The sequence below is a fragment of the Dietzia massiliensis genome (genome assembly GCF_018390595.1).
Taxonomy (GTDB): Bacteria; Actinomycetota; Actinomycetes; order Mycobacteriales; family Mycobacteriaceae; genus Dietzia; species Dietzia massiliensis.
The window spans coordinates 23468-32819 of the sequence record NZ_JAHBAV010000044.1 but is presented as its reverse complement, the minus strand read 5'-3'; the positions used below and the strand labels follow the sequence as shown (position 1 = coordinate 32819).

At 73.2% G+C, this 9352-nt stretch carries 11 protein-coding genes; 7 read left to right on the top strand and 4 right to left on the bottom strand.

Translation table 11 applies throughout. The features are described from left to right. From KHA85_RS12245 to KHA85_RS12225, 6 genes are all read left to right on the top strand, one after another. A partial coding sequence (locus tag KHA85_RS12245) for an SDR family oxidoreductase (protein ID WP_236885608.1) occupies positions 1-791 on the top strand: 791 nt, incomplete at its 5' end. Between the two features lie 12 nt (positions 792-803). Continuing rightward, the gene (locus KHA85_RS12240; protein ID WP_213185989.1) at positions 804-1355 is read left to right on the top strand and encodes an LpqN/LpqT family lipoprotein; all 552 of its coding nucleotides are present in this window, start codon (positions 804-806) and stop codon (positions 1353-1355) included. A gap of 103 nt (positions 1356-1458) precedes the next feature. Next, complete coding sequence (rfbC, locus tag KHA85_RS12235; RefSeq protein ID WP_131886688.1) at positions 1459-2118, top strand: dTDP-4-dehydrorhamnose 3,5-epimerase; 660 nt, start codon at positions 1459-1461, stop codon at positions 2116-2118. Positions 2119-2266: 148 nt separating this feature from the next. Beyond that, complete coding sequence (locus tag KHA85_RS18325) at positions 2267-2401, top strand: DUF8730 family Cys-rich protein (RefSeq protein WP_007632323.1); 135 nt, start codon at positions 2267-2269, stop codon at positions 2399-2401. 189 nt (positions 2402-2590) lie between these two features. Beyond that, entirely contained in the window at positions 2591-3367 is a 777-nt protein-coding gene (locus KHA85_RS12230) for an enoyl-CoA hydratase (RefSeq protein WP_007632325.1), read from the top strand. A gap of 380 nt (positions 3368-3747) precedes the next feature. Continuing rightward, on the top strand, positions 3748-4272 hold the full coding sequence (locus KHA85_RS12225; RefSeq protein WP_131886221.1) for an arsenate reductase/protein-tyrosine-phosphatase family protein: 525 nt from the start codon (positions 3748-3750) through the stop codon (positions 4270-4272). A gap of 63 nt (positions 4273-4335) precedes the next feature. On the opposite strand, the gene KHA85_RS12220 is transcribed toward KHA85_RS12225, so the two are convergent. Next, positions 4336-4497 carry a hypothetical protein gene (locus tag KHA85_RS12220; RefSeq protein ID WP_165928520.1) on the bottom strand — a complete coding sequence of 54 codons (162 nt, stop codon included), beginning with the start codon at positions 4495-4497 and terminating at the stop codon, positions 4336-4338. Between the two features lie 39 nt (positions 4498-4536). Here KHA85_RS12220 and KHA85_RS12215 point away from each other — a divergent pair, with 39 nt between their 5' ends. Then, complete coding sequence (locus KHA85_RS12215; RefSeq protein ID WP_207913587.1) at positions 4537-4887, top strand: DUF4229 domain-containing protein; 351 nt, start codon at positions 4537-4539, stop codon at positions 4885-4887. 54 nt (positions 4888-4941) lie between these two features. On the opposite strand, the gene KHA85_RS12210 is transcribed toward KHA85_RS12215, so the two are convergent. From KHA85_RS12210 to KHA85_RS12200, 3 genes are all read right to left on the bottom strand, one after another. Further along, positions 4942-5829 (bottom strand): hypothetical protein, encoded by an 888-nt coding sequence (locus tag KHA85_RS12210; protein WP_236885607.1) that lies wholly within the window; start codon positions 5827-5829, stop codon positions 4942-4944. A gap of 70 nt (positions 5830-5899) precedes the next feature. Next, positions 5900-8509, bottom strand: a complete 2610-nt coding sequence (locus tag KHA85_RS12205; RefSeq protein WP_131886222.1) for an FtsX-like permease family protein — start codon at positions 8507-8509, stop codon at positions 5900-5902. Beyond that, on the bottom strand, positions 8506-9261 hold the full coding sequence (locus tag KHA85_RS12200) for an ABC transporter ATP-binding protein (protein ID WP_131886223.1): 756 nt from the start codon (positions 9259-9261) through the stop codon (positions 8506-8508). The genes KHA85_RS12205 and KHA85_RS12200 overlap by 4 nt, the downstream gene beginning before the upstream one ends. Positions 9262-9352: the final 91 nt, after the last annotated feature.

The window sequence follows — 9352 nt, the reverse complement described above, 5'->3', positions numbered from 1 at the left end:
TTCCCGCCCCCCGCACCGGCCCCGTCGTGCCCGACCGCTTCGCCGGGCGCACCGCCCTCGTGACCGGCGCCAGCCGGGGGATCGGCCTGGGCATCGCCCGGCGACTCCTCGCCGAGGGGGCGTCCGTGGTGATCACCGCCCGCGGCCAGGAGGGGCTCGACGCCGCCGTCGCCGAGCTCGGAGCGTCCGACCGGGTGCTCGCCGTGGCGGGGAAGAGCGACGACGAGGAGCACCAGCGCGAGGTCGTGGCCCGTGCCGAGCAGACGTTCGGGCCGATCGACCTGCTGGTCAACAACACCGGGATCAACCCGGTCTACGGCCGCACCGTCGACATCGACCTCGCCGCGGCCCGCAAGATCACCGAGGTCAACGCCCTCGGCACCCTGTCCTGGACGCAGAAGGTCTACCACTCCGGACTCGGCGAGCGCGGCGGCGCGGTGGTCAACATCGCCTCCATCGCCGGCCTCGCCCCGTCGCCCGGCATCGGCTGGTACGGCGCCACCAAGGCGCTCGTCATGCGCCTCACCCAGGAGCTCGCCGTGGAGGTCGGCCCGTCGGTGCGCGTGAACGCCGTCGCACCGGGCGTGGTCAAGACCCGGTTCGCCGAGGCCCTGTACGAGGGCCGCGAGGAGGCGATGGGCGCCGCCCTGCCCACCGGCCGACTCGGCGTGCCCGACGACATCGCCGGCCCCGTCGCGTTCCTGCTGTCCGACGACGCCCACTGGATCACCGGCCAGACCCTCGTCGTGGACGGCGGCGCCCACATCGTCGGCGCCGGGCTGCAGGGCTGAGGCGGCCCGCACATGACCTCGATCCAGGAGTACTGCGCCTCCACCGGTCGCGCCCTCGAGGCGAGCCCGCCCATGGCCGTCGCCGCCCAGCCGCTGACCTGGGTGGACAGCCCGCCGTGGCAGCGCATCGAATCGCCCGAGCCGTCCGCGGTGATCTACGTGGACCCGGGCACCCACCGCGACGGCTTCTCGCCCAACGCCGTGGCGACCTGCGCCCGCGTCGCCCCGGCGATGGACACCGAGCAGGCGGTCGAGATGATCGTCGCCACCGCCGACGCCCTCGCCGACTGGACCCCGCTCGAGCAGGTCGCCGGCGAGGGCGACGAGTCCGCCGGGGCCGTCACCAGCATCTATCGCTACCTGCGCGGCACCTACACCGCCGAGCCGGGTGAGATGGCCACCTCGAGCCTGATCGTGGGATGGAGCGACGACGAGGCCACCTATGTCTTCCAGTTCGTCGTCACCGGGTGGCGCGAGGACGCCTCCGTCCACGACGACGCGATGAGCTGCCTGCTCATCGGCGAGTGGACGGCCGGGCAGATCGTCGACGCGATGCGCGGATAGGGTGGTCGGCGCCGCGGGTGGGCAACCCGCGCCGGGCAGTGCCCGCGCTGGTGGGCGCGGCGCGGAGACGGGTCACGATCGACGAGGGGAAGGCGGGACGGACGTGCAGCTGCGCGAGCTCAGTGTGACGGGGGCATGGGAGATCACCCCGCGCCAGATCTCCGACGACCGCGGGGTCTTCCACGAGGCCTTCACCGACCCCGCCTTCCGCGAGATGACCGGCCACCGCTTCGACCTCGCGCAGGTCAACGTGTCCGTCTCCGGAGAAGGCGTCCTGCGCGGCCTGCACTACGCCGAGGTACCACCCGGGCAGGCGAAGTACGTGCTGTGCCCGTCCGGCACCGTCTTCGACGTCGTCGTGGACGTCCGCGTGGGCTCGCCGACCTTCGGCGAATGGGCCGGCGTCCTGCTCGACTCCGTCGAGCAACGGGCCGTCTACATCCCCGAGGGCGTCGCCCACGGATTCCTGGCCCTCGAACCGCAGTCCACCGTGATGTACTTCTGCTCGGAGGGCTGGCGGCCCGGCGCCGAGCACGTCATCGACGCCTTCGATCCGAAGATCGCGATCGACTGGCCGCAGATGGCACTCGACGGCACCGCGATCGAGCACGTCATGAGCGACCGCGACCGCGACGCGCCGAGCCTGCTCGACGCGGCCGCCGCCGGGCGACTGCCGCAGTGGGACGCCTGCCGCTCGCACGTCGAGCGGTTGCGCGACGCCACCCCCCGTGTCGACGCCGAGTGGCGCCCCGCCGAGGCCTGACCTACCCTCGGCGGTCTGCCCCCGCCGACCCGCGCACCCGCGACTCGTGCATTGTCAACCTATGCACCGTCGACTTGTGCACCGTCGGACCGTGCGCTGACGGCGCGGTGGGCCGGCCGATATCCATCCGACGATCGAGGAGATCCCCATGTGCTACCCCGTCACCTGCCCCGTCTGCGGCAAGACCACCTGGGAGGGCTGCGGCGAGCACGTCGACCAGGTCAAGGCGGCCGTGCCCGCCGAGCAGTGGTGCGACGGACAGCACCGCGCCGCCGCCAACTGATCGTCGTGGGCTCTCCGGGCCGGGCCGGCGTTGGCGTGAGCTGATCCGGCGGGGCCCGGCCGGCGTGCTGATCTCTCGGACTCGGCCCGACCGCGCCCACGGGGGCGTCCTCGCCCGGTCCCGGCCCGCGCGCGCCGATCGGACGGTAGAACCGGGGGAGGTACCCCTCACCCCTGACGGAGGCCCCCAGTGAGCACCCCGTTCGTCCTCGTCGAGAACACCGGCCCGATCGCCCGCGTCACGCTCAACCGGCCCGAGCGCCGCAACCCGCTGTCCCTGCAGATGATGCGGGAGGCCACCGCGGCAATCCGCGCACTCGGCGACGATCCCGACTGCCGGGTCGTCGTACTCACCGGTTCCGGGCCGGCGCTCTCGGCCGGGCACGAGATCAGCGAGATGGTCGAGCGCACTCTCGAGCAGGAGCGTGAGGTCTTCTCGGTCTGCGTCGACCTCATGGAGAGCATCCAGGCCATCCGCCAGCCCGTGATCGCCGAGGTCCAGGGACACGCGGTGGCGGCCGGCTGCCAGCTCGTCGCGACCTGCGACCTGGCAGTCGCCGTCGACACCGCCCGCTTCGGCACCCCCGGCGTGAAAATCGGTCTGTTCTGCTCGACGCCCATGGTGGCGGTCTCCCGGAACATCGGCCGCAAGCGCGCCATGCAGATGCTGCTGACCGGCGAGACGATCGACGCGACCACCGCCGTCGAATGGGGGCTGATCAACGAGTCGGTTCCCGCCGACCGGCTGCGCGCCCGCGTGGACGAGCTCGCCACGCGGATCGCCGACGCGAGCCCGCTGACGCTGGAGATCGGCAAGCAGGCCTTCTACCGGCAGATCGACCTGCCGCAGGACGAGGCCTACCGCGAGATGGCCGAGACGATGGCCACCAACGCCGTCACGTGCGACGCGCAGGAGGGGATGAGCGCGTTCCTCGAGAAGCGCACACCGCAGTGGCGCGGTGAGTGAGCCGTAGCGTCGCGCGCGGCCGCTGCCGCGGGGTCGTGGCTCGCGTGACTCCGCCCCGCACCTGCGGCTAGCCGCTCCCGCCGATGGCGTCTCGCTTCTCGCGATGGCGTCTTGCTCTTGCGGCCGTTGCGCGTCCGCTCCCGGCGATGGCGTCTCGCTCCTACGGCAGTGGCGCATCCGCTCCCGCCGATGGCGTCGTGCTCTGGGGGATGTACGCCACGGGCATCGACGCTCCTGTCCATGGCGTCTCGCCTGCCCGCCGGGCGGAGCGAGACGCCATGGTCGCGCGCGGCTGTGGTGGGCCGCTGAGCCGGGCGTGGTCGAGCGGACGCAGGCGCCAGGAGAGGAGAGGCGACCTCGCCGCCGACTAGGATCGACGCATGGCGCTTTCCGTGATGACGGTCTGTACAGGCAACATGTGTCGCTCCCCGCTGGCCGAGCGGCTGCTGGCCGCACGCACCGCCGCGGTCGGACTCGACGTGACGGTCGACTCCGCCGGGACCCGCGCCGCCAACGGAGCGGAGATCCACCGCGAGACCCTGCGGGTGCTGCAGGGCTACGGCGGTGAGGGCGACGGGTTCGCGTCGCGGCTGCTCACCACCAACCTGCTCGCCGGGAGGGACCTCGTCCTCACCGCGACCCGCGCACACCGCGACGCCGTCCAGGAGCTCGCGCCCCTGCTGTGGAAGAAGACCTACACGCTCCTCGAGGCGGCGCGGCTGGCCGACTCGGACGAGTCCGTCACGCTGGCGGGACTGTCGCGCGCGCGGCTGAACATCAACACTGACGATCCAGCGCTCGACGTGGAGGACCCGATCGGGCGGGAACCCGAGGTGTTCGACCGCACGGGCGCACAGATCAGCGACGCAGTGGACTCCATCGTCCGCCTGCTGGCGCGCAGCTGAACGAGGCGCCTCACGCGGTCCGCGCGACCGGTGTGTCGTCGTCCCGCCCGCGCCCGTGGGGCGTCAGGGGTCCAGCGGTTTACGACGGTCCAGTTCCCGTAGGAATTCCGGATCGTCGTCGGGAGCGATGACGCGCGGGGGTGCCGACCGTGAGCCCGGCCCGAAGGCCCGCCACAGCAGGATCGCCACTGTCACCACCCCGATGAGTGCGAAGAGCCAGATCACTCGAACCTCCTTTCCACCACGATACGTATCCTGGAGACCATGAGCGAGCGAGACGAATCAACACACCCCACGGACGGGTCGACCATGCCGGCCACCACCCCGAAGGGGAGCTCGCCCGGTGCCCGCCTGGCCCGGAACATGGTCTTCTACACGATTGTCCGGCTGCTGTTGGTGCTGGCGCTGACCCTGGTGATCATCGGGCTCGGCGCCCTCGCCGGGGTGCAGATCCCGGTCCTGGTCGCGGCGATCATCGCCGTGGTGATCGCGCTGCCGCTGTCGATGGTGCTGTTCAGCCGATTGCGCGCGCAGATCAACTCCGGCATCGCGGAGGTCGACGCCGGGCGTCGCGAAAAACGCGAGGACCTGCGGCGGCGCATGAACGAGGCCTGAGCCCACCCCGGAAGGGGGCAGGCACGGCGGGGAGCGCGGTGCCGGGCGGGCGTGTCAGCTGCGCGGGCCGCCCGGCCAGAACGACCCCGGCCAGCGGAAGCCCGGGATGCGGACGGAGCTCCGCGGCTCGCCGGAGGCGTCCGACCCCGCGGACCCCAGCGATCCGGAATCGCGGGTCGGCGGGACGGACGTCTGCGGAGCCGGCGGCTGCAGTCGACTCCTATCCGCCTCCGTCGGAACGGAGGTCGGGTCGGACGAGCGCGTCGTAGGGGGCTCCGCCCCGCCCGGAACGCTCGGGTCGGGCAGCCCGGGCTCGCTCTGGCCCGGCTCGGTGCCGCCCGGTTCGGTCCCGCCGGGTCCGGTGGTGGGCGGAGGTGACGTCGGCGTCGTCGCACCGGGTGAGGTCGTGGTGGAGCCGGGCTCGTCCGTGGCCGGTGTGCCGCTGTCCGGATCGTCGGTGCCGGGCGCGTCCGGCCGATCGGTGGTCGTCTCGTCATCGCGAGTGTCACGGTCATCGATTCGCTCGGTCTCGAGCGGATCGATGTCGGTGCGCGGCTGGGCGGGTGTCCATTGCTCACCGGTCGGCTGAGCTGTCGCGGTCTCGCTCGGGGGAGCGTAGGTGCCGGCCTCCTCATCGGGGACGTACAACGCCCCGGGCGCCGGCTGGACCCCGATGTAGTAGCGGCTCAGGCAGTGATCGGTGACGTCCTGGGACCCGTCGGTGAAGATGGTCATTCCCGGGGTGCCCCCGTCGGCATCGGTCGCACACCGGGCGATGAACTTCCCCGACTGCTCTTCGCGGTCCGTCGTCGCGGTGGGCGACGTCAGTTCGATCGCGGGCGCGGAGCGTGGCCCCTCCGAAAGCACCTGCGGTTCCGGCTGCGCGCACGACGCCGCAACCAGCGCGATTGCGCCGGCGGAGAGGAGCACCCGATTTCGCATAACGATAGTGTCTCAGTTCTGTCAAAGGATGGCCACCGGATGAGGGCGGCGGGGTCGATTTCGCAGGTGATCAGCTCGTCGTGACCCTGGTACGGACAGCGCCCAGGGCTGCGACACCGGCCGCGAGGAGTGCGGCGAGCACTCCGCCGACCCCCACCATCACCAGATCGGACACGGGCAGGTTCTCGTTACCGCCCACTCCGGCGGCGCCGGTCAGTCCGCGGAAGACACCGCCGATCCCGCCACCGGCACCGGTCAGGGCCTCCGCTCCCGCGGAGCCGAAGGCCGCGCCCAGCACCACGCCCAGGGCGGCCGCGCACACCGCGACCAGCAGCGTCTCCAGGACCAGCATGAGCCAGACACCGGTACGGGTCACGCCCACGCCGCGCAGCAGCGCGATCTCCCGCGTCCGCTCCCGGACGGCGAGCGTGAGGGTGTTGGCCACGCCGACCAGCGCCAGGGCCACCGCCACCGCCAGCAGCAGCGCACTCGACGTGAGGACGGTCCGGACGGACGTGGCGATCTGCTCGCGGGAGGCGAAGCTCTCGGTGACGGCCAGGTCGGGAGCGGCGTCCACCACGGCCGAGCGCACGTCCTGCAGGGCGGCGTCGAGCTGCTCGCCCTCCAGGGCGTCGTCCATCCGCAGCCACAGCTCGGTGCGGGGCACGAACTGGCTCGGCACCTCCACGCCCTCAGGCCAGGGCGAGCCGTCGGGCAGTTGCGCCACGGGCCAGGCCGGCACGCTGTCCGGAGCGGCGAGGGCCCACTGGTCGCTCGTCCGGCGCACCACGAGGTCGCGGCCGTCGTCGTCGGAGAAGAACGTGAACCGGACGGTGTCGCCGTCGCGGGCGTCCGCGGCCACGGGGGAGGACTCGGGCAGCACGATCTCGCCCGGCCCCGGCAGCACCACGTCGCGGCGCATGACCTCGCGGATGCGGTCCGGGTCGGCAACCCGCAGCACCGTGCGCCTGCCCTGCGGGTCCTCCGCGTACATGTCCGTCACGACGAGCGACTCGGCCACACCCCGGGTGTCGGCCAGGGTCTCGGGCAGGCCGACGGGCAGGAGACCGTCGGGCGCGGTCACGGCCACGTCCAGGGGGACCCGGTCGACGAGGCGGGCCTGGATCGCGGGCCCGAGCAGTGCGATGCCGGTGACCATCGTCGCGGTGAGCGTCACGCCCACGAGGACCGCGGACGAGGTGGCGGCGGTGCGCCGCGGGCTGCGGGCGGTGTTGCGCGCGCCGAGGAGCCCCACCGGGCCGAGCACTACACCCACCACCGTCCCGAGCGCGCCCAGGAGGGTGGGCAGGGCCCCGGCGGCCACCGCGAGGACGCCGAGGAACGCCAGGACCCCCCACGCTCCGGCGGAGACCACGTCGCGCGCGGCCACCGCGTCCGACATGGAGTGCCAGCCGAACGCCGCCAGCGCCGCGCCCACCACGACCATCGCGAGTCGCCGCCACCACGGGTCGGGTCGCACGTCCGCCGGGCGCATCGCCTCGAGTGGACTGCCGGAGGTGGCCCGCCACAACGACGGCAGCGCGGTGAGTACGGTGACGCCCATGCCCACCGCGGCGGCGAGCAGGTACGCGCGGCCGGGCACGGTCACCTCCTGCAGCGGGATGGTCACCCCGAGCCGCGGGGCCTCCCGGGACGCCAACGAGACCGCGAACCGGCCCAGGGCCAGCCCGGCCGCGGTGGCCAGCGCGCCCACCGCCAGCGCCTCGGCGATGCCCGAGACACGTAGCTGCAGCCGAGAGGCGCCCAGGCACCGCAGCAGCGCCGTCTCGCGCACGCGGGCGGCGAACACCACCGCGAAGGTCGTCCCGATCACTAGCGCGGCCACGGCCACGGCCAGCACGGTGAACGCCAGCAGGGCGCGTGTGTAGACGTCGCGACCGCCCATGAACGACTCGGCGAGCGCGTCGGCCTCGGCGGCGCCGGTGGACACCTCCACCGCGGACGTGCCGGGCACGTCGGCCAGCCGCCGTTCGATCTCCGCGGCGAGTGCGGCGTCGGGCACGGTCCCGTCGGAGGCCACGCGCACGTCCCCGCCGGCGCCGTTCGGCGCCCACTGCTGCACCTGCTCGTCGGTCGCGTACAGCGGGAACGCCGACTTCATGTCGGGCTGCCCGGCCAGGTCGAACAGGCCCACCACCGTGACGGGGGCGGGGTCGCCGCCGCCGGTCGGCTGTACCTCGAACGTGGCGCCCACCGGCAGGTCCGCGTCCGCGCGGATCGCCACCTCGCCAGGAGTGGCGGGAAGCCGCCCGTCCGCCAGCGGCTGCCAGCGCAGGCCGTCGTCGGTGGCGAGCGTTGTCGTCGTCGTCATCTGTTGGGCGCGACCCTCCACCCGGACCCGCACGTAGGTCTGCGCGTCCACGGTCACCGCACGCACGCCCGGCGTGGCGGCGATGGCCTCCAGGCCGAGCCGCTGTGATTCGGCCGCCTCCTCCCGCGCGGCCTCGCTGCCGGCGGAGGTCCGGTCGCCGAGGTTCTGCACGAGCACCGCGGTGTTCTCATAGCGCATGCCGAAGGTGGCGTCGGCGCTCGCCGCCATCGTCCGCAGGACGCCCACGGAGGCGAGTACGAACGCCACGGCCACCGCGATCGCCAGCAGCGTCCCCAGGTAGCGGCCCGCGTGGACGCGCAGCTGACCGAGGACCAGGCGGGCGCTCACGCGGTGGCCGGCCGGCGACCGGCGATCGAGCGCATGGCCGCGTCCACGGCCTCGGCGGTGGGGGACGTCACCTCGTCGGCGATCCGGCCGTCGGCCAACACCAGCACCGTGTCGGTGTGGGCGGCCGCGTGCGCGTCGTGGGTGACCATGACGACCGTCTGCCCGGTCTCGCGCGCGCACGCGCCGAGGAGCCCGAGCACGGCCTCGCCGGACTCGGAGTCGAGGTTGCCGGTGGGCTCGTCGGCGAAGACCACGTCGGGGCGGGGCAGCAGGGCGCGCGCGATGGCCACCCGCTGCTGCTGACCGCCTGACAGCTCATGGGGTCGGCGCCTGAGGAGGTCCCCGATCCCCAGCTCGCCGACCAGGGTGTCCAGGCGCGCACGGTCGGGTCGGCGGAACGCCATCCGGACGGGCAGCACGATGTTCTCCCGCACGGACAGCGCGGGCACGAGGTTGAAGGACTGGAACACGAAGCCCACGCGGGTGCGTCGCAGTCGGGTGCGGCCGGCGTCGCGCAGGCGCGTGACCTCGGTGGACCCGATCGTCACGGTGCCGGCGTCGGGGGTGTCGAGGCCCGCGAGGCAGTGCATGAGGGTGGACTTCCCGCTGCCGGAGGGGCCCATCACCGCGGTCCAGCGGCCCTTGTCGAGGGCCACGTCGACCCCGTCCAGCGCCCGCACCGTCACCCGCCCGTGGGAGTAGGTCTTGCGCAGGCCCTTGGCCCGGATGGCGATCTCGGGGGGTGGGGTCACGTGGGTCCTTCCGTCGCGGCTGGCGTCCGAGAGGTGAGTGTAGGGATCGCCGCGGCGCGCTGAGAATGTCTGTGGCTCGTGTGACTGATGT